17 protein-coding genes and 2 pseudogenes are annotated in these 17,872 nt (G+C 61.1%); 10 read left to right on the top strand and 9 right to left on the bottom strand.

Annotated elements, in window-relative coordinates; all coding sequences use genetic code 11:
* Nucleotides 1–289 precede the first annotated feature (289 nt).
* From AC1DWG_RS23575 to AC1DWG_RS23550, 6 genes are all read left to right on the top strand, one after another.
* Nucleotides 290–1,405, top strand: coding sequence for an ABC transporter ATP-binding protein (locus AC1DWG_RS23575; protein ID WP_477788422.1), 1,116 nt, complete (start codon nt 290–292; stop codon nt 1,403–1,405).
* A 39-nt stretch (nt 1,406–1,444) separates the two neighbouring features.
* Nucleotides 1,445–2,587 carry an ABC transporter substrate-binding protein gene (locus AC1DWG_RS23570; protein ID WP_477753986.1) on the top strand — a complete coding sequence of 381 codons (1,143 nt, stop codon included), beginning with the start codon at nt 1,445–1,447 and terminating at the stop codon, nt 2,585–2,587.
* Nucleotides 2,588–2,618: 31 nt separating this feature from the next.
* On the top strand, nt 2,619–3,536 hold the full coding sequence (locus AC1DWG_RS23565) for an ABC transporter permease (protein ID WP_477788421.1): 918 nt from the start codon (nt 2,619–2,621) through the stop codon (nt 3,534–3,536).
* A gap of 1 nt (nt 3,537) precedes the next feature.
* Nucleotides 3,538–4,365, top strand: coding sequence for an ABC transporter permease (locus AC1DWG_RS23560; protein ID WP_477788420.1), 828 nt, complete (start codon nt 3,538–3,540; stop codon nt 4,363–4,365).
* Nucleotides 4,358–5,830: an aldehyde dehydrogenase family protein gene (locus AC1DWG_RS23555; RefSeq protein ID WP_477788419.1), complete on the top strand. Its 1,473-nt coding sequence runs from the start codon at nt 4,358–4,360 to the stop codon at nt 5,828–5,830. Before AC1DWG_RS23560 ends, AC1DWG_RS23555 begins: the two co-directional genes overlap by 8 nt.
* A 457-nt stretch (nt 5,831–6,287) precedes the next feature.
* A complete protein-coding gene (locus AC1DWG_RS23550; protein ID WP_477788418.1) occupies nt 6,288–7,055 on the top strand; it encodes a metallophosphoesterase in 768 nt (255 codons plus the stop codon).
* Nucleotides 7,056–7,123: 68 nt separating this feature from the next.
* Here the strand turns inward: AC1DWG_RS23550 and AC1DWG_RS23545 are convergent, their stop codons facing one another.
* Nucleotides 7,124–8,143 carry a GlxA family transcriptional regulator gene (locus AC1DWG_RS23545; RefSeq protein WP_477788417.1) on the bottom strand — a complete coding sequence of 340 codons (1,020 nt, stop codon included), beginning with the start codon at nt 8,141–8,143 and terminating at the stop codon, nt 7,124–7,126.
* 123 nt (nt 8,144–8,266) lie between these two features.
* Here AC1DWG_RS23545 and AC1DWG_RS23540 point away from each other — a divergent pair, with 123 nt between their 5' ends.
* From AC1DWG_RS23540 to ahr, 3 genes are all read left to right on the top strand, one after another.
* Complete coding sequence (locus AC1DWG_RS23540) at nt 8,267–8,908, top strand: HD domain-containing protein (RefSeq protein ID WP_477788416.1); 642 nt, start codon at nt 8,267–8,269, stop codon at nt 8,906–8,908.
* A 35-nt stretch (nt 8,909–8,943) separates the two neighbouring features.
* Nucleotides 8,944–9,825 carry an NmrA family NAD(P)-binding protein gene (locus AC1DWG_RS23535; RefSeq protein WP_477788415.1) on the top strand — a complete coding sequence of 294 codons (882 nt, stop codon included), beginning with the start codon at nt 8,944–8,946 and terminating at the stop codon, nt 9,823–9,825.
* A gap of 135 nt (nt 9,826–9,960) precedes the next feature.
* The gene (gene ahr, locus AC1DWG_RS23530) at nt 9,961–10,992 is read left to right on the top strand and encodes an NADPH-dependent aldehyde reductase Ahr (protein ID WP_477764052.1); all 1,032 of its coding nucleotides are present in this window, start codon (nt 9,961–9,963) and stop codon (nt 10,990–10,992) included.
* A gap of 53 nt (nt 10,993–11,045) precedes the next feature.
* Here the strand turns inward: ahr and AC1DWG_RS23525 are convergent, their stop codons facing one another.
* The 5 genes from AC1DWG_RS23525 to AC1DWG_RS23505 form a co-directional block, all read right to left on the bottom strand.
* The gene (locus AC1DWG_RS23525) at nt 11,046–12,596 is read right to left on the bottom strand and encodes an ArnT family glycosyltransferase (protein ID WP_477788414.1); all 1,551 of its coding nucleotides are present in this window, start codon (nt 12,594–12,596) and stop codon (nt 11,046–11,048) included.
* 3 nt (nt 12,597–12,599) lie between these two features.
* Nucleotides 12,600–12,878, bottom strand: coding sequence for a lipid-A-disaccharide synthase N-terminal domain-containing protein (locus AC1DWG_RS23520; protein WP_223456783.1), 279 nt, complete (start codon nt 12,876–12,878; stop codon nt 12,600–12,602).
* Nucleotides 12,875–13,615, bottom strand: a complete 741-nt coding sequence (locus AC1DWG_RS23515; protein ID WP_477764050.1) for a glycosyltransferase family 2 protein — start codon at nt 13,613–13,615, stop codon at nt 12,875–12,877. The genes AC1DWG_RS23520 and AC1DWG_RS23515 overlap by 4 nt, the downstream gene beginning before the upstream one ends.
* Before the next feature lie 47 nt (nt 13,616–13,662).
* Nucleotides 13,663–14,640 (bottom strand): NAD-dependent epimerase, encoded by a 978-nt coding sequence (locus tag AC1DWG_RS23510; RefSeq protein WP_477764049.1) that lies wholly within the window; start codon nt 14,638–14,640, stop codon nt 13,663–13,665.
* 200 nt (nt 14,641–14,840) lie between these two features.
* Complete coding sequence (locus AC1DWG_RS23505; protein WP_477764048.1) at nt 14,841–15,461, bottom strand: cell wall hydrolase; 621 nt, start codon at nt 15,459–15,461, stop codon at nt 14,841–14,843.
* A gap of 141 nt (nt 15,462–15,602) precedes the next feature.
* On the opposite strand from AC1DWG_RS23505, the gene AC1DWG_RS23500 reads away from it, so the two are divergent.
* A complete protein-coding gene (locus AC1DWG_RS23500; RefSeq protein ID WP_477788413.1) occupies nt 15,603–16,454 on the top strand; it encodes a CAP domain-containing protein in 852 nt (283 codons plus the stop codon).
* 283 nt (nt 16,455–16,737) lie between these two features.
* On the opposite strand, the gene AC1DWG_RS23495 is transcribed toward AC1DWG_RS23500, so the two are convergent.
* The 3 genes and pseudogenes from AC1DWG_RS23495 to AC1DWG_RS23485 form a co-directional block, all read right to left on the bottom strand.
* Nucleotides 16,738–16,893, bottom strand: a complete 156-nt coding sequence (locus AC1DWG_RS23495) for a DUF2474 domain-containing protein (RefSeq protein WP_477764046.1) — start codon at nt 16,891–16,893, stop codon at nt 16,738–16,740.
* Nucleotides 16,886–17,241 (bottom strand): annotated as a pseudogene (locus AC1DWG_RS23490) (cytochrome d ubiquinol oxidase subunit II); the annotation flags it as partial. The gene AC1DWG_RS23495 and the pseudogene AC1DWG_RS23490, both read right to left, overlap by 8 nt.
* 31 nt (nt 17,242–17,272) lie before the next feature.
* Nucleotides 17,273–17,439 (bottom strand): annotated as a pseudogene (locus AC1DWG_RS23485) (hypothetical protein); the annotation flags it as partial.
* Nucleotides 17,440–17,872: the final 433 nt, after the last annotated feature.

The raw sequence follows: 17,872 nt of genomic DNA, 5'->3' as shown, positions 1-17,872 counted from the left end.
CTGTAGGCAACGACGCAAGGTGGTGTAGCCTTCGCGAAGTAACTCCGGGTGTCTTTAAACACGCATCTGCATTTTGTAGGAGCGAGCCTGCTCGCGATGGTCGTTAACGAATACGCGTGATGACTGGCTGAACGCAGCGCTCTTGAGCCCATCGTCGGAACGCCGCCCGGAGCAGGCTCGCTCCTACAACAAGCTGTTCCTATCCCCCAAGGGATATATACACCGCAAAACCCCGATTGCTAGTTTGGCCCCCGACGCACTGATTCATCACTGCAAGGGAGCCCGCCTCGTGAACAACACCCCGCCAAGCGATATCGAATTCTGCAATGTGGTCAAACGCTATGGCGAGGTGCAGGCCGTCAGCGGTCTGGATTTCGCGGTGCGGCGTGGCTCGTTTCATTCCTTTCTCGGTGGTTCGGGCTGTGGCAAGACCACCACCCTGCGCATGATCGCCGGCTTCGAGCAGCCCACCAGTGGTGAGGTGCGTCTGGCTGGTAAAAGCGTGGCCGGGGTGCCGGCGTTCGAGCGGCCGGTGAACATGGTGTTCCAGCATTACGCACTGTTCCCGCATTTGACCGTGGCGCAGAACATTGCCTACGGCCTGCGTTATCGCACCCCGCGCCCGGACAAAAAACAGCAACTGCGCATGGCCGATGAAGCGCTGGAGATGGTGCGTCTGAGCGGCTTTGGCCAGCGCAAGCCGAGTGAATTGTCCGGCGGCCAGCAACAGCGTGTCGCCCTCGCCCGCGCCTTGGTCAACAAGCCGACGGTGTTGCTGCTCGACGAGCCACTGGCCGCTCTGGATCGCAAGCTGCGCAAGGAGATGCAGTCGGAACTGCTGCGTTTGCAGCGCGAGGTCGGCATCACGTTTGTGCTGGTCACCCACGATCAGGAAGAAGCCCTGTCGATGAGCGACAGCATCAGCGTGATGCACAACGGTTCGATCATCCAGACCGCCACCCCGGAGCAACTCTATGAAGCCCCGGCCAGCCGCTACGTGGCGGACTTTATCGGTGAGTCCAACCTGTTCGACGGTACCGTGCGCCAACTCAATGGCAACTCCGTCGTCCTGCTTACCGAGCAAGGGCTGGAACTGACCAGCCCGTTGACACCTACCGGCAAGGGCCTGAGCGCCAACGCCGCCGGTTGCATTGCGGTGCGCCCGGAGCTGATCAGCATCGCCGGCGCCAACGCCGATATGACCCGGGAAGTGAAGCTGCCGGGTTGCGTGGAAGATCGCATCTACCTGGGCAATTCCACCGAATACCGCGTGCGCACCCAGGCCTTCGGCGTGGTCTGCGTGCGGGTGCCGCGCCAGCAGGATCACGGCGCCAATGCATTCGAACACGGCGCGCCAGTGCGCGTCGGCTGGGATCACGCCAACGGCCTGGCCATGGCGTTGTAAATCATCGATTCGTTTCATCAACCGGATGTGGAGCGTGCTATGGACCAGAAGACTTTTATCAAAACCCTGCGCAGCTGGCAGAACGGCTCGATCAGTCGCCGAGAATTCCTTGGCCGCACCGGCCTCGGTATCGCTGCTGCCGTGGTCGCGACCAACATGCCCGGCCTGCTGACCTCCACCGCCGAGGCCGCCGAGCAAACCAAGCTCGGTGATCGCCTGTCGCTGGCGACCTGGCCGAACTACCACAGCCAGGAAAACCTCGACACCTTCGCCAAGACAACCGGCGCCCGGGTGTCGATGAGTGTGTTCGGTTCCAACGAAGAAATGCTCGCCAAATTGCAGGCCGGCGGCAGTGGCTGGGACGTGCTGGTGCCGACCAACTACACCATCAGCACCTACGTCGGCCTGGGCCTGATCGAGCCGCTGGACCTGTCGCGCATTCCCAACTTCGACGCCTCGGCGTTCCAGCAGAAGTTCATGGCCCAGGGCACGGTGGACGGCAAGGTCTACGCGGTGCCGAAAAACTGGGGCACCACCGGCATGCTCTACGACGCCGGCAAGCTGAAAAACGGCCCCGCCAGCTGGAAGGAATTCTGGGCCGCCGCCCAAGGCCCGGCCAGCGGCCGCACGATGGTCCACGACTATCAACTGACCGCCATCGGCAATGCGCTGAAAAGCTTCGGCTACAGCTTCAACTCCCTGGACCCGAAAGAACTGGCCGACGCGGAAAAACTGCTGATCGAGGTCAAGCCGCACCTGTTCGCGATCAATTCCGACATCCAGCCATCGATGCGCAGCGGCGATGCCTGGCTGGCGATGTCCTGGACTGGCGATGCCTCGCAATTGCACCGCGACAACGCGCAGATGCAGTTCGAACTGGGCAAGGAAGGTGGCGAGTTGTGGAGCGACTTCTTCGCCATCCCGAAAAGCTCGGAGCACAAGGATGCCGCCTACGCGTTCATCAATTACCTGCTCGATCCGCAGCACAACAAGCTGGAAGTGCTGAGCCACGGCTACCCGAGCGGCGACAAGCGTGTCGACGCGCTGCTGCCGGTGGCGATGCTCGACGATCCGATCATGTACCCGGCCGCCGAGGCCCTGAGCCCGCTGGAGTTCGGTGCCGCCGCGACGCTGACCAGCCCGGCGCGCGCCGAACTGATGGCGCGTTTCAAGTCCGCCTGATCGCTTGACCATGGCCAATGAGGAGTCACCCATGAATGCCGTCGCCCACCCGCAAACGGTACAGCCGGGCCATGCCCTGTCGGCCGAGGTTCGCCAACGGCGCACCCTCGGCCGGCGCATCACCCTGGTGATGCTCTTGCCTTCGACCCTGTGGTTTCTGCTGCTGTTGTTGATGCCGCTGGTGATCATCCTGGTCTTCAGTTTCGGCGAGCGCAGCGCCGTGGGCGGTTACGCCGGTGGCTTCACCCTGGCCAACTACCTGAACCTCGGTTCTCGCGGCGCGGCGTTCCGCAACACGCTGATGCTCGCGCCGCTGGGTACCCTGGTGTGCCTGTTGGCGGCCTATCCGTTGGCGTACTTCCTCGCGGTCAAGGTCACGAGGAACCGCTCGCTGTTGCTGACCCTGGTGATCGTGCCGTTCTGGACCAGTTTCCTGATCCGCACCTATGCGTGGATTTTCATCCTCAGTGGCAAAGGCATTCCGGCACTGCTAGCCAGCCTGGGTCTTGAGGATGTGCGGCTGATCAACACGCCGTGGGCGGTGCTGATCGGCATCGTCTACGGCTACCTGCCGCTGATGGTGTTCCCGATCTACGTCAGCCTGGAAAAACTCGACAAGCGCCTGCTCGAAGCCTCGGCCGACCTCGGTGCCTGCGCCTTCGAGAGCTTCCGCCGCGTCACCCTGCCGCTGTCTGCGCCGGGGATCATCACCGGGGTGATGCTGGTGTTCATCCTGTTGATGGGCGAGTTCCTGATCCCGGCCATTCTCGGCGGCGGCAAGGTGTTCTTTGTCGGCAACGCGCTGGTCGACCTGTTCCTGCAATCGCGCAACTGGCCGTTCGGCAGTGCGCTGGCCATGACGTTGGTGGCGATGATGCTGCTGATCATCGGCGTGTATCTGAAACTGGTGGCGCGCTATGGCGGCCGCCCTGCCGACGGAGGCCTGTGACATGTGGCTGCGTAGCTATTCAACCTCGCTGTACCTGTTCCTCTATGCGCCGATTGCCTTGATCGTGCTGTTCAGCTTCAACGCAGGGCGCAGTGGCCTGGCGTTCCAGTGCTGCTCGGTGCAATGGTTCGGCACTGCGTTCGGCAACCCGTTCATCATGGAAGCCCTGGGCAACAGCGCGCTGATTGCCGCAAGTTCCTCGGTGATCGCCACGCTGTTCGGCACCCTGGCGGTGTTTGGCTTGCAGCGTTGCGGCAGCAAGGTGCGCATGTTGTTCGATGCGCTGACCTATTGCGCGATCATCGTGCCGGGCATCGTCATCGGTATCTCGACGCTGATTGCGTTCATCAGCCTGTTCGACCTGATCAACCCGCTACTGGCGAGCTGGCTGCCGACGGTGCCGAAATTGAACATGGGCTTCTTCACCGTGATCGCCGCGCACTCGCTGTTCACCATGGCCCTGGTGATGGTGATCGTGCGCAGCCGCGTCGATTCACTGGACAAGGCTTTGCTCGAAGCCTCGGCGGACCTGTATGCGCCACCGATGGACACCTTCTGGCGGGTGACCCTGCCGCAGATCAGTCCGGCGATCATGGCCGGGTTCCTGCTGGCCTTCACCTTCAGCTTCGACGATTTCATCATTGCGTTCTTCGTTGCCGGTTCCGAAACGACGTTGCCGATCTACATCTTTTCCTCCATCCGCCGCGGCGTGACGCCAGAGATCAACGCGATTTCCACGGTGATCATCTGCGTGTCGCTGGCCCTGCTATTCACTTCCCGCCATCTGCAAAACCGCCGCACCGGCGTCCAGGAGTCACACCATGCGTGATCAGCTCTACATCAACGGCGAATGGGTCAGCCCGGACCTGGGCGGCTATCTGGACGTGATTGATCCGGCTACCGAACAGGTCTTCCACCGCGTGGCGGCGGGCACTGAAGAGGATGTCGACCATGCCGTGCGTGCGGCCCGTCGCTCCTTCGACAATGGCTGGGGACAAACCAGCGGCGCCGAGCGTGCGCAGTGGCTCGAGGCGCTGGCCGATGAGCTGGAAAGCGGCCAGCAGACGCTGGCGGAACTGGAAGTGCGTGACAATGGCAAGCCGCTGCCCGAAGCGCAATGGGACATTGGCGATGCGATCGGTTGTTTCCGTTACTACGCCGGTTTGGCCCGCGATCTTGACCAGCAGCAGGATCAGCCGTTGGCCTTGCCGGATGAGCGTTTTCGCTGCCGCCTCCGCCACGAGCCGATTGGCGTGGCCGGGCAAATCATTCCCTGGAACTACCCGCTGCTGATGGCCGCGTGGAAGGTGGCGCCAGCCTTGGCCGCCGGGGCCACCGTGGTGTTGAAACCGTCCGAACTGACGCCATTGACCGCGCTGGAACTGGCGGCCGCTGCCGATTGTATCGGCTTGCCCGCCGGGGTGCTGAACCTGGTCACCGGCCTCGGCGCCGACGCCGGCAGCCCGCTCACCGAGCATCCGGGGGTGGACAAACTGGCCTTCACCGGCAGCGTGCCCACCGGGGCGAAAATCATGTCGGCAGCGGCGCGGGACATCAAGAACATCAGCCTGGAACTGGGGGGCAAGTCTGCGTTCATCGTGTTTGATGACGCCGATGTCGAAGCCGCTGTGGAGTGGATTCTGTTCGGGATTTTCTGGAACCAGGGTCAGGTGTGCAGCGCGACTTCACGCCTGCTGGTGCAGGAAACCATCGCCCCGCGCCTGATCGAACGGCTGGTGGAGGAAACCCGCAAGATCAGCATTGGCCCCGGTATGCAGCCCGGCGTTCTGCTCGGGCCGCTGGTCAGCCAGGGCCAGTACGACAAGGTGCTCGGCTTCATCGACCAGGGCTTGGCCAGCGGCGCCCGTTTGCTCACCGGCGGACGGCGACCGGCGCATCTGGCCGAAGGGTATTTCATTGAGCCGGCGATCTTCGATGAGCCGGGGCACAGCAGCATCTTGTGGCGCGAAGAAGTGTTCGGCCCGGTGCTGTGCATCAAGCGCTTCAAGACCGAAGAACAAGCGCTGCAAATGGCCAACGCCAGCCGCTTCGGCCTGGCCGCCGCCGTGATGAGCGCCGATTTGCAGCGCACCGCCCGGGTCGCCAACCAGCTGCGCGCCGGGATCGTCTGGGTCAACTGCTCGCAACCGACCTTCGTCGAAGCGCCCTGGGGCGGGATGAAACACAGCGGCATCGGTCGGGAACTGGGGCAATGGGGGTTGCACAATTATCTGGAGGTCAAGCAGGTGACCGAGTACGTCAGCGACGAGCCGTGGGGTTGGTACTTGAAATAAACCAGTCAACCTCTTTGCTTTGGCTTTGGCTTTGGCTTTGGCTTTTGATCTTCTTGCCCCCTCGAGAGGCCGAGCGCAGGTCCTGCGCAGTGGGCAACCCGGCATGGATGCCGGGTTAGCCGCCGCCGGCCATGGATGGCCGATGGCGGCGGGCCCACGGAGCAGGACCGGAGCGAGGGAATGCCGAGCCTGGGCGAGGCACCGAACGAAAGGGGCAAGAGCCCTTGGTTACTTGGGGCTTTTCCAAGTGACCCGCCGTAAGGGCGGAACCAATAGTCGCCGTTACCGCAAAAACGGATATGTACACCCGCAAAACCACATCACCCAACACATAGCCATCGCGAGCAGGCTCGCTCCTACAGTGGATTTTCGGCGTGGCATAAAGCCGGCTTGTGGCAACGGATCGACAACGGGTAATTTGGACGACCTGCCCCTCAAGACACGCCGGAGTCGACCGATGCGCATCGCCTTGCTGTCCGACATGCACCTGTCCGTCAACGCGGTCCCTTTTCCCACCGTGGATGCCGACATTGTCGTACTCGCCGGGGACATCGCCCGGCCGGCCAAGGCCATCGAGTGGGCCAGAGCCTGCCCGGTTCCGTTGTTGTACGTGGCGGGTAATCACGAGTTTTATGGCAGTGACCTGGTCTCCACCTACGAGCAGTTGAACAGCCTGGCGCAAGGCACACAGATCCACGTACTGGAACGTTCGGAGTACATCCACGACGGCGTACGTTTTCTCGGTTGCACCTTGTGGTCTGACTATCGCCTGCTCGACAGCCCGGAGGATCGGGCGCTGGGCATCGATCTGGCGACGCAGCTGATCCGTGACTTCAGCCACATCAGGATCGCCCCCGACTTTCCAGACCTGTTCACCCCGGCCATTTCCCAACTGGTGTTTCTACAGACCGTCGTCTGGCTGGAAGACTGCTTCACCCGCGACAGCAGCACGCCCACGGTGGTGGTCTCGCATTTCGCCCCGACCCGGTCGAGCATCAGCCCGACCTTTGCCGGCTCGCCGATCAACTCAAGTTTTGTCTCGGACCTCGAAGCGCGGATCAAAGACTGGCAGCCGGCACTGTGGCTGCATGGCCACACCCATGGCAGCTTCGATTATCGGGTGGGCAACACCCGCGTGGTGTGCAACCCCCGGGGCTATGCCAAAAATGGCATCAATGAAAATCCTGATTTCGATGAGGCCTTGGTGATCGATCTGGAGTTCTGAGGTAACGCTCAGATCAACAGTTCCAGCGCATCGAACCGTTCGACATTCTCCGAAAGCCTCGGGCGCCCCTACCCCACGTCCGGCGCGAAACGTTGCGCGTACTCCCTGGGACTCACGCCAAGGCGCCGGACGAAAACCTTCCTCAGTACGTCAACGCTGTGATAACCGCATCGGCGTGCGACCTCCTCCATCGAGCGCCCACCCAGTTCGAGCTCCCGGCACGCGGCTTCCAGCCGAACGTCTTCCACGTACTTGGCCGGGGTGGTCTGCAACTCGCGCTGAAAGATCCGGATCAAGGTTCGGACACTGGTAGCAAAGCGGTCTGCGAGGATTTCCACGGTCAGCTGTGAACTCAGGTGCTCACTGATCCAGTGGCACAGTTCATCCAGATTAGAACCGGGGACCTGCTGCGATTGCAGGGCGACACTGAACTGCGCCTGCCCACCGGGACGGCGCAGGAACAGCACCAGGTTTTTCGCGATGTCCAGCGCAACGTCATCCCCCAGGTCTTCGCTGACCAGCGCCAAGGCAAGGTCGATGCCCGCCGAGATGCCGGCCGAGGTATAGACGTTGTCATCCTTGATCCAGATCGGATTCGGATCGACCTGCACCTTGGGATATCGCTCGGCAAGATCGCGTGCCATGCGCCAGTGAGTCGTCGCCCGGCGCCCGTCCAGCAGCCCTGCGTCTGCCAGGGCGAACGCGCCGACACAGATCGAGCACACCCGTCGTACGCTTTCGGACCTCGTGCGAATCCATTCGATGGCCGCCCCGTCCAGCTGATCGATTGCCTGCCAGCCTGTCGCCACGATCAGCGTGTCGATGGCCTTGTCGGCACGCCGCTCGTGCTCGAGGGTCGTGTGCGCCATGAGCCCGATGCCAGTGCTGCTGGCCATTTGCGGGTCGACGCCCGCGCAGACCAGTTCAAGCACGTAGGGCGCGAAGGCTCCGTCGTGCAGAGTGTTCGCCAGGGAAAACACCTCGGCCGGGCCGATGACGTCGAGCCCGTCGACGGGTGGCAACCCCAGAATCACCACGCGTTTTGGTGTGCGGCCCTTCAATGAATGGCCAGGTTTCGTCTTGTTCATCACGGCGGGTTCCTGCTCGTTCAAGGCACCAATATTGGCACAAATCATCCGCAAATAGTCAATTACGCCACACCATACATCCCTAGAGTGAATGGCAAGCCAAGTTCATTACCGGGAGGCACCATGAATACACCCATCAACATCGGCGGCTTCAGCGCTCCAGACTCCGAGCTAGCCCGCAGAGCCGCATCGCTCGTGGAGCGCGTCCATTCCAGAGCGCTTTTGCATCATGTGCACCGGACATGGTGGTTTGCCGAATTCCTTGGCCAGCGCCGGGGCTTGCGGTACGACCGTGAAGCGGTCTACCTCGCCGCACTGCTGCACGATTTGGGGCTGACGCCCGAGTTTGCCGCCGACCAGCGCTTTGAAGTCGATGGCGCCGATGCCGCCCGTCATTTTCTCCTGGCCAACGGTTATCCGCAGGCGAAAGCTGAACAGGTCTGGGATGCAATTGCCCTGCACTCCAGCGCCGGCATCGCCGACCGCAAACAGCCGGAAATCGCCCTGATCTATCTGGGCGCCCATGTCGATGTCATGGGCCTGCACCTGGATGAAATCACCCCTTCGCTGGTCGACGACACGCTCGCGCTTTACCCCCGCATCGGCATGAAAGCGGCCTTTACCCAGGCCGTTGCCGAAGTGGCCAGGAACAAACCCCATACGACCATTGGTACCGGGCTCGCCGATGTCGGACGTCGCCATGTCCATGGTTTCGATTGCCCGAATGTCTGCGACCTGATCGACAACGCGCCCTTCGACAGCTGATCCACTTCCCGTTTATTACAGTGAGAGAACCCATCATGCAGCCACACAAATACCTCATCACCGGAGCAACCGGTAAAACCGGCGTCTACACCGTCCGTCATCTGCTCAATGAAGGTCATACAGTGCGGGCCTTCGTGCATCAACTGGACGAACGCAGCGCCGCCTTGCAGAACGAGGGCGCCGAAATCTTTGTCGGCGACCTGCTGGAACATGACGACATCTTGCGCGCCATGGATGGCGTGACCGGCGCGTACCTGTGCTACCCGGTTCGCCCCGGCTACATTCAGGCAACCGCCTATTTTGCCGATGCCGCACGGCGCGCAGGCGTCGAGGTGGTGGTGGAAATGTCGCAGATTTCCGCGCGGGAAGACTCTCTGAGCCATGCCGCCCGCGACCACTGGATTGCCGAGCGCGTACTCGACTGGTCGGGCGTGCCAGTGGTGCACATTCGCCCGACGTTCTTTTCCGAATGGCTGATTTTTCCGTGGGTGCTGGATCAGATCGTCAAGGAAAACAGGATAACGCTGCCGTACGGTAGCGGGCGGCACGCACCGATTGCCGCCGAAGATCAGGCCCGTGTGATCGCCAGGCTCCTGACCCAGCCGTCCGGCCATATCGGCAAGACCTACCCGTTGTGCGGTCCCGTCGAACTGAGCCATCAGCAAATTGCCGAGGAAATCAGCGCCATCGTCGGCCGCACCATCACCTACAGTCCGTCGACGCTGGAGGAGTATCGCCAGCACCTGCAGACCTACGATCTGCCGGAATTTGTCATCCAGCACTTCCTGGCGGTGGCGGTCGATTACCAGAACGGGATTTTTTCCGGAGTGGACGGCGTGATCGGGCAAGTAACCGGTCAAGCACCGCAGACGGTGGCTGACTTCGTACGGGCCAATCGCCAATTGTTCGAACAGTGACCGCGGGTGTATGCATCGGGTGTTCAAGTATCAACGCTCGCGCCCGATGCAACGCCGGCAACCCGCTACACTTTCCTCGCTCCGCCGCGGCACCAAAGCGGCCAAGACCCCTGACTTCTGATCTGGAGGTATCCCATGAGCGACAGCAGCGAACTCACCACCTTTACCGGCTGGGCCGCCACGGCAGCGGGCGCGCCACTGGAACCCTTTAGCTACGATCCCGGCCCGCTGGGAAGCGATGAGGTGGAAGTCGCCGTGGAATATTGCGGCGTCTGCCACTCCGACCAGTCGCTGATCGACAACGACTGGGGCATCAGCAGCTACCCGTTTATTCCCGGTCACGAGGTGGTCGGCCGTATCGTGCGGCTGGGCGACCAGGTTCGCGGCCTGGAAATGGGCCAACGAGTGGGCATCGGTTGGTACAAGGGCAGCTGCATGCATTGCACGTCGTGCATCGAAGGCTCGCATAACCTGTGCCGCACCGTGCAACCGACCATCATCGGCAGCAACGGTGGCTTTGCCGACCGCATTCGCTCGCACTGGGCCTGGGCCTTGCCGATCCCGGCCGGGCTCGACCCGGCGATGGCCGGGCCGTTGTTCTGTGCCGGTTCGACCGTGTTCAACCCGCTGGTGGAATTCGGTATCAAGCCCACTGATCGGGTCGGTGTGGTGGGCATCGGCGGCCTCGGTCACCTGGCGCTGCGCTTCCTCAACGCCTGGGGCTGCGAAGTCACCGCCTTCACCTCATCGCTGAGCAAACAGGACGAAGCCAGGCGCCTGGGCGCGCACAAGGTGGTCGCCTCGACCGACACGGATGCGCTCAATGCCATTGCCGGCACCCTGGATTTTCTCCTGGTCACCGCCAACGCCAACCTCGACTGGACGGCCATGCTCGCCACCCTGCGCGGCAAGGGCCGCCTGCACTTTGTCGGTATCGTGCCCGACGCCATACCGGTGCACGTGTTCAACCTGATTCCCCAGCAAAAAGTCTTGTCCGCCTCACCGGTCGGCTCACCGGCCAACACCGCGATGATGCTGGAGTTCTGCGCCCGTCATCAGATCCTGCCGCAGGTCGAGATGTTCCCCATGAGCCGGATCAACGAAGCCATCGATCATTTGCGCAGCGGCAAGGCGCGCTACCGCGTGGTGCTGGATGCCCGTCAGTGACAGGCGACGAACGAAGAAAAGGGCCGCTTATTCAAGCGGCCCTTTTTTTGCCCTCAGGGATTGGCCACCTGCGCCGGCAGCGCGGGCATGTGCGGGTCATTCCAGGTGAACCGATAGGCTTTGCTGGCCTCTTGCGGGAGGCATTTGCCGTTGTCGGCATCCGCCCCCACGATCGACCAGTTCGCCCGGGAGTTTTCGCCCAGTTCACGGGCCGCTTCAGGTTTGAAGCACTGGTTCAGTACGTCATCCGGTACCAGAGCGTAGGCCTTGGGGTGTTCACGCAGATACTGCGCAGCCTTCTCGATGGAGGAGTAATCCATGCCGAAATGCACGATCGGCTGACGGGCGAACAACCAGTGCCCCTCCTCCCAGTTGACCAGCACCAGATCGGCGCCCTGGGTCATGGATGCCGCCTGGGTCATGAGCACCTGATCAATGTTGGCGCCTTCCTTGAGCGGTTCGATGAAACCACGGGCGAACCACAGTACGAACCAGGTCGCGACCAGTGCCGGGAACACCCGACGCAAACGCGGGTGCCGTTTGAACCAGCGCTTGAGCAGCCACGGGATCAACGGTGCGGCGACCAGCACCAGCCCAGGCAGCGCCGGGTAGATGTACAGCTTGCGCTTGCCAGTGCTGATGCAGAAAAACAGCACCACCAGCACCACCCAACCGAGCAATACCAGGACCCGGCCGTCACGTTTTTGCAACTGCCGGCGCCAGGCGGGGACCAGCCATGGCAGCACTAGCACCAGCGGTAGCCAGTACTGCGGAATCACGTTGGTGAAGAAGTACCAGAACGGTTCGCGGTGATGCCACGCGGCGGCATAACGGCCCGCGGTCTGGTGCAGGAGGATCTCCCGCGCATAGGCAATTTCGTCAGCGCTGCCATTGACGATGATGGACAAGGCCAACGGCAACAGCCAGATCGCAATCGCTGCCAGCATCACCACCAACCCCAGCAACCACTTGCGCGCCTCGCCGGGCATGGCCACCACACCGGGCCAGTCTTTGCGCACCGCATAGGCGTACGGAATCAGCAACAGCGCCGGCAGGAAACCCACGCCTTTGGTGATCACGCCGATGCCCATGGCCGCGCAGCCCGCGTAAAACCAGCGCCACGCCGGGCCGAGCAGCAGGTGTCGCGCCAGACCATAGAGGCCCAGGGAGGTAAACAGAATCAAAAGGCTGTCGATCTGGCCGGTGCGCAGGATGCTGTAGGTCTGGTATGTCGCCAGGTACAACAGCGCGGCGTTGCGACCGGTACGCTGGGTCCACAAGCGACGACCCAGGTCATAGACCATCGCCGTGACCGTCACGGCCGAAAACAGCCCCGGGATATAAAGGGCGATGTTCGGCTTGCCGGTCAGCCAGGTGAAGAACGCCACCGTCCACATGAAAATCGGCGGCTTGTCGCCGTAGATCTCGGCCGCCCGGTGCGGGATCAGCCACGAGCCGTTTTGCAGCATCTCCAGTGCGACGCCGAGGAAACGCTCTTCGTCCACATTCTGTGCCTGGCGCAGCCCCATTCCGGCGCCGATCAGCAACAGGGCAAGCAGCATCAGGCCCAGGCATTCGACCCTGGGCGACAGTGATCTACGCATGGTTTATTCCTTCACGCTTCTGCTTTTGGCAATCAATTGCAGGTTGCGGAAATAGACGATGGAGCCAAACGCCTGACCGGCGATGAACACCGGGTCCTGGCGGTAGATGGCGTAGGCGAGCAACAAGGTACTGCCAACGATGCTCAGGTACCAGAAGTTGGTCGGGATCACGCTGCGTTTCTTGTACTCGCTGTACAGCCACTGCAGGACAAACCGCCCGGTAAAGGCAACCTGCCCCGCAAAGCCGACGATCAGCCACAGGGTTTCACGAGACAACATCATCCTTCGATCTCCTGGGCAATGGTGTTCAGCCGCGTGCGTTTGATCAGCCACCAGACTCCGAACAAATCGAGAATGCCGACCAGCGCGCGGTCGATGTTGCCGTATTTCGACACCCCGGCCGTGCGCGGCCGGTGGTTGACCGGGTGGACGATCATGCGCCCGTTATGGCGCTGGATCAGTGCCGGAATATAGCGATGCATGTGGTCGAAGTACGGCAGGCGCAAGAACGCCGCGCGCTCGATCAGCTTCAGGCCGCAACCGGTGTCCGGGGTGGCGTCCTTGAGCAGGCGGCGGCGCAGGTTGTTGGCGAAACGCGAGGCGTAACGTTTGCTCGCGGTGTCACGGCGATTGACCCGGTGCCCGGCGACCAGTTGCACGTCAACCTGGCCCGGTTCGCCGCGCACCAGCGCCAGCATGCCGGGGATGTCCGCCGGGTCGTTCTGGCCGTCGCCATCGAGGGTCGCCAGCCACTGCCCGCGGGCCTCCCGTGCGGCGTGGTACAACGAAGTGCTCTGCCCCAGCGAACGTTCGTGATGCAGGATGCGCAGGGTGTTCAGTCCGTTCTGGCGGATCTGCCGCAATTCCTGCAGGGTCGCATCGGTGCTGCCATCGTCGACGACGATGATTTCGTACGATTCAGCGGCCAATGCGACGCGGATTTCTTCAAGCAGCGGCTTGAGGTTGTTCGCTTCGTTTTTGGCGGGAATCAGTACGGATACAAAAATGTCTTGGTTCATGGGGTCTCTCTCGCCCTTTTGATTTTTCGAGATCAGAGGCGAACGCTTCAAATCTGATAGAACTGCCGATACCACTTCACAAACTCGCCGACGCCGGTTTCGAGCGTCACCTGCGGGCTGAAGCCCACCCACTCGGCCAGTGCCGAGACATCGGCCCAGGTCTTGACCACATCACCGGCCTGCATCGGCATGTAGTTGCGCCGGGCCTGCAGGCCCAGGGCGGACTCCAGGCAGTCGACGAAATCCAGTAACGCAACCGGCATGCCACGCCCGATGTTGAAGAGCCGGTTTACCCCGGTGGCGGAGCCTTCCGGCACCGGAGGCTTTGGGCGTAGTCGGGCGATACCTTCGACAATGTCGTCGACGTAGGTAAAGTCGCGCGACATCTGCCCCTGGTTGTAAATGTCGATGGGCAGGTCTTTGAGGATGGCGTCGGTAAACTTGAACAGCGCCATGTCCGGGCGGCCCCACGGACCGTAGACGGTAAAAAAGCGCAGGCCACTGGCTTTCAAGCCATACAAATGGCAATAACTTTCGGCCAGCAGTTCATTGGAGCGCTTGGTGGCGGCGTACAACGAAACGGGATGTTCGACAGGATCCTCGACACTGAACGGCATTTTGCTGTTGGTGCCGTACACCGAACTGCTCGAAGCGTAGATCAGATGCTCGGGGCGATGGTGCCGACAGGCTTCCAGCACATTGAGGAAACCCACCAGGTTCGATTGCGCATAGATATCCGGGTTGTCCAGCGAGTAGCGCACCCCGGCTTGAGCAGCCAGATGCACCACTTCGGTAAAACGGTGTTCTTGAAACAGGCTCATCAGGGCCGGTTTATCGACGATGTCCATTTTCCGGAAACGAAAACCCGGCAAAGTCTCCAGCACTTTGAGGCGTGCGTGCTTGAGCTCCACGTCGTAGTAGTCGTTGAGGTTGTCGATACCAACAACCTCCTGACCCTCGCGGCACAAACGCTGGACCGTATGAAAACCGATGAACCCGGCCGCACCGGTGACCAGAACGGTCATTGGACGCATGCCTGCGACTGCGCCGCGATCGGCGCGAGATTACTGATCCAGACCCTCGTCAGCTTCATATGTAGCTCCTGCTTATGGCGTCATTCGCGCACGGTTTCGTTGTGAAGCTTATAAAACAGAAACATTTCAGTTTCGATAACGCCGTGCGCAACCTCAGCAAAAAAAACCATATCTGGCCGAAACAGCCGCTATTATCTGGCCGAATTGTCATGTGGCTTGTAAAACCGGAACAAACCGATATCCACGGTCTTGATGTATTGCGTGGCCCAATCCGGTTTGACGGTACGATCGTGGAAATACAGTGCACCCTGCGTGCGGTCCGGCAGTTCCTTGTTCAGGGCCTTGCGCGCGATTTCCTTGGCCATCGCGTAAGGCACCTCTTCCTGGACCGAATCGGATTTGCCGTCACACCACCAGGAAAACTGGCAACTCTTGGTTTCTGAACCCTGTTTGACCACTTTGCACACCGTGTCCGGAAAGCCCTCGTGGCCCAGGCGATTCATGACCACGTTGGCCACTGCCTCCATGTCGGCGGTGTCCTTGCCCCTGGCTTCCCAGTAAATGGACCGGGCCAGGCACGTGATCGCATCGTCCAGCGGCGCGACGCCCGCCGGGTCGACGGCCTGGACTTCGGACGGGGTAATCGCTTCAGCCTTGGGCACCGGTGCGGGGTTGTTGTTCTCGGCGGCTTTCTGTTCCAGCACCTCGGCCTTGTTCTCGGCCGCTTGCTGCTTTTGCGCTTGATCCGCAGCGGACACCGGGCCGGCAAACAACATGAAGGCGAGGCAAGTGGCGATCCAGTCGAGGCGCATGGTCGGTGTCACTCGGTGAGTGGTTCGATTCAGTCTAGTAGTGAAATGATTTCGCCCACCCCACTACACTCTGGATAAATCCGTTGTCCTGGATGGACCAACTTCGCGCATCATGGGCGCAATCTGCTCAAGGGGATATTCATGGGTTTCATCTCATCCGCAATGCGTTTGACCGGTTTGTCTCTGGGCCTGGTATTCGCCGCCCACGCCGTGGCGGCGGACGAAGCGCAATTGGTCGAATCGATCAACGTCTACCGCAGCCAACTGCAGCGCTGTGCCGGCCAGGTCTCAGCGGAGCTACCGCCGCTATCGGCCGACCCGCGCCTGGTGCTGACCGCCCCGAGTATCGGCAATCTGCAGCAGGCCATGGCCACTGCGGGTTATCCCATGAAGAATGTGCAGGCCATCAGCCTGTCCGGGCCGCGCGATGCGGCGTCGGCGATGAAGGCGATTCAGGAGAGTTTTTGCCAGATCGTCCTCGACCCGCAATTCGTCGATGTCGGCGTCAGCCGCCAGGACAATCAGTGGCGCATCGTCGTGGCGCGGCCACTGCTGAGTTCACGCCTGGGCGACTGGCAGACCGAGGGCCAGAAGCTGCTCATCGAACTCAACGCCGCACGGGCCAAGCCGCGTCAATGCGGCACCCAGTCTTTCAATGCCACCGCGCCGCTGGCCTGGAACGCCACGCTGGCCACCGCCGCCGAAGGCAACTCGCGCTCCATGGCCAACAATAACTACTTCGATCACAAGGACCGCGATGGCCGCACCCCGGGCGATCGCGCGGAACTGGCCGGCTATGACTTCCAGCAGATCGGCGAAAACATCGCCGCCGGGCAAGACAGCGTACGCAAGGTGGTCGAAGGCTGGCTGACCAGCCCCGGCCATTGCGCCAACCTGATGAACCCACTGTTCCGCGAACTGGGCGCGGCGTATGCGACCGATCCGAAGAGCGATGCGGGGATTTACTGGACGGCGATGTTTGGGGCTCAGTAAAGACAAGACTCTGTGCCCTTTAAGAAAGTTTTTGCGGTGAGACTGAAGTCCTTGGCGCACAGAGTGTGTCGCGGGCGGACTGTGCAGCCGATGGTGTACATATCCGTTTCTTTGGTAACGGCCACTAACGGTTCCGCCCTTACGGCGGGTCACTTGGAAAAGCCCCAAGTAACCCGCCGTAAGGGCGGAACCGTTAGTGGCCATTACCGCAAAAATGGATATTCATCCAATCCAATCCATACATACGCCTCAAAGTGAACTGGAACCCTTTAATGGCTTGCCATCAGTGGCTACTCATCCCGGCCGCGTGCATCAACATCCGCAACGCCCCCGCCACCACACCCAAGGCAACCACGCTGCCCAGCCAGATCACCACCAGCCATCCCAGGCGCTTGTACCAGCGCGCGGGTGCGGTTTGATTCGTTTCAATGCTAGCCATCGCCAATCCTCACTTTGCCGCGGAACACGTAGTAGCTCCAGACCGTGTACATCAGATGATCGGCAGAATGAACAGCGCGCCAATCAGGATGAACAACTGGCTGGTCGGCCGTGATGCCGCCGCCCACAGGCTGATCGACGGCGGCACGATGTTCGGCCAGAGGCTGAACGCCAGACCGATGTAGCCCAGGAACACCAGCATCAGGGTGAAGGCGAACGGCCAATGGGTGTGGCGTTGGCGCAGGGTCTTGAGCAAGCCGAACATCGCCAGGTGCGCATGGGCAAACCAGCGCGTGGCGAGTTCCGGATGAAGGATTGGCGTCCACACGCAGATCACACTCGCCGCCGCTGACCTGTGCTTCGCGCTCCCATTGCAGCAGGAACTTGACCATGCCGTTTTCCGGCGACTCGCCCCAGGCGCAACCGGGGTAGTCGAACCCGCTGTTCTGGTTGGTCTTGAGCATGACGCGAATGCTCTTCAGCGCGTTTTCACTGCCCAACCAGCGGCGGCACCTTTGTAGGGTTTGTATCGGTCGACTTGAGACATGGTACTTCTCCGTGACAATGCACACAGGCTTCGACCTGACTCAGGTCATTGTTCGATTTGCGGAGAAAGCATATGAATGGCGTTTAAATATTGTCTAATCGCTATTTATGACCAGGTTATCGAAACCATCTATCACGGTATTTTTACTTTGTTTTTCAATACCTTGAAATCAACAAAAGCAACTTTTAAAGCCAAATTAAATTCATCATAGAGCCGGTCGATCAACCGGTTATTAATAGTGATTGGACGCCCCTTGAAGTTGCTCTTAGCCTGCGTTCAACAAATCCGTTATTAACGGAGTTCGTAACTGTAGGAGCGAGCTTGCTCGCGATTGCCCCAAGGGCACCGCGTTTAACCAGAAAGCGCGCGTAATCGTTAACGACCATCGTCGGATCGCCGCCCGGAGCAAGCTCGCTCCTACAGATTTTTCGGT

Source organism: Pseudomonas sp. P4_B3 (assembly GCF_056402295.1).
The sequence above is the reverse complement of the archived record's forward strand: the minus strand, read 5'-3'. Positions and strand labels throughout refer to the sequence as shown.

Bases quoted from the DNA above. Each gene is read 5' to 3' on its own strand.
- AC1DWG_RS23570 (WP_477753986.1), top strand. From the start codon at position 1,445: ATGGACCAGAAGACTTTTATCAAAACCCTGCGCAGCTGGCAGAACGGC.
- AC1DWG_RS23565 (WP_477788421.1), top strand. From the start codon at position 2,619: ATGAATGCCGTCGCCCACCCGCAAACGGTACAGCCGGGCCATGCCCTG.
- AC1DWG_RS23560 (WP_477788420.1), top strand. From the start codon at position 3,538: ATGTGGCTGCGTAGCTATTCAACCTCGCTGTACCTGTTCCTCTATGCG.
- AC1DWG_RS23555 (WP_477788419.1), top strand. From the start codon at position 4,358: ATGCGTGATCAGCTCTACATCAACGGCGAATGGGTCAGCCCGGACCTG.
- AC1DWG_RS23550 (WP_477788418.1), top strand. From the start codon at position 6,288: ATGCGCATCGCCTTGCTGTCCGACATGCACCTGTCCGTCAACGCGGTC.
- AC1DWG_RS23545 (WP_477788417.1), bottom strand. From the start codon at position 8,143: ATGAACAAGACGAAACCTGGCCATTCATTGAAGGGCCGCACACCAAAA.
- AC1DWG_RS23540 (WP_477788416.1), top strand. From the start codon at position 8,267: ATGAATACACCCATCAACATCGGCGGCTTCAGCGCTCCAGACTCCGAG.
- AC1DWG_RS23535 (WP_477788415.1), top strand. From the start codon at position 8,944: ATGCAGCCACACAAATACCTCATCACCGGAGCAACCGGTAAAACCGGC.
- ahr (WP_477764052.1), top strand. From the start codon at position 9,961: ATGAGCGACAGCAGCGAACTCACCACCTTTACCGGCTGGGCCGCCACG.
- AC1DWG_RS23525 (WP_477788414.1), bottom strand. From the start codon at position 12,596: ATGCGTAGATCACTGTCGCCCAGGGTCGAATGCCTGGGCCTGATGCTG.
- AC1DWG_RS23520 (WP_223456783.1), bottom strand. From the start codon at position 12,878: ATGATGTTGTCTCGTGAAACCCTGTGGCTGATCGTCGGCTTTGCGGGG.
- AC1DWG_RS23515 (WP_477764050.1), bottom strand. From the start codon at position 13,615: ATGAACCAAGACATTTTTGTATCCGTACTGATTCCCGCCAAAAACGAA.
- AC1DWG_RS23510 (WP_477764049.1), bottom strand. From the start codon at position 14,640: ATGACCGTTCTGGTCACCGGTGCGGCCGGGTTCATCGGTTTTCATACG.
- AC1DWG_RS23505 (WP_477764048.1), bottom strand. From the start codon at position 15,461: ATGCGCCTCGACTGGATCGCCACTTGCCTCGCCTTCATGTTGTTTGCC.
- AC1DWG_RS23500 (WP_477788413.1), top strand. From the start codon at position 15,603: ATGGGTTTCATCTCATCCGCAATGCGTTTGACCGGTTTGTCTCTGGGC.
- AC1DWG_RS23495 (WP_477764046.1), bottom strand. From the start codon at position 16,893: ATGGCTAGCATTGAAACGAATCAAACCGCACCCGCGCGCTGGTACAAG.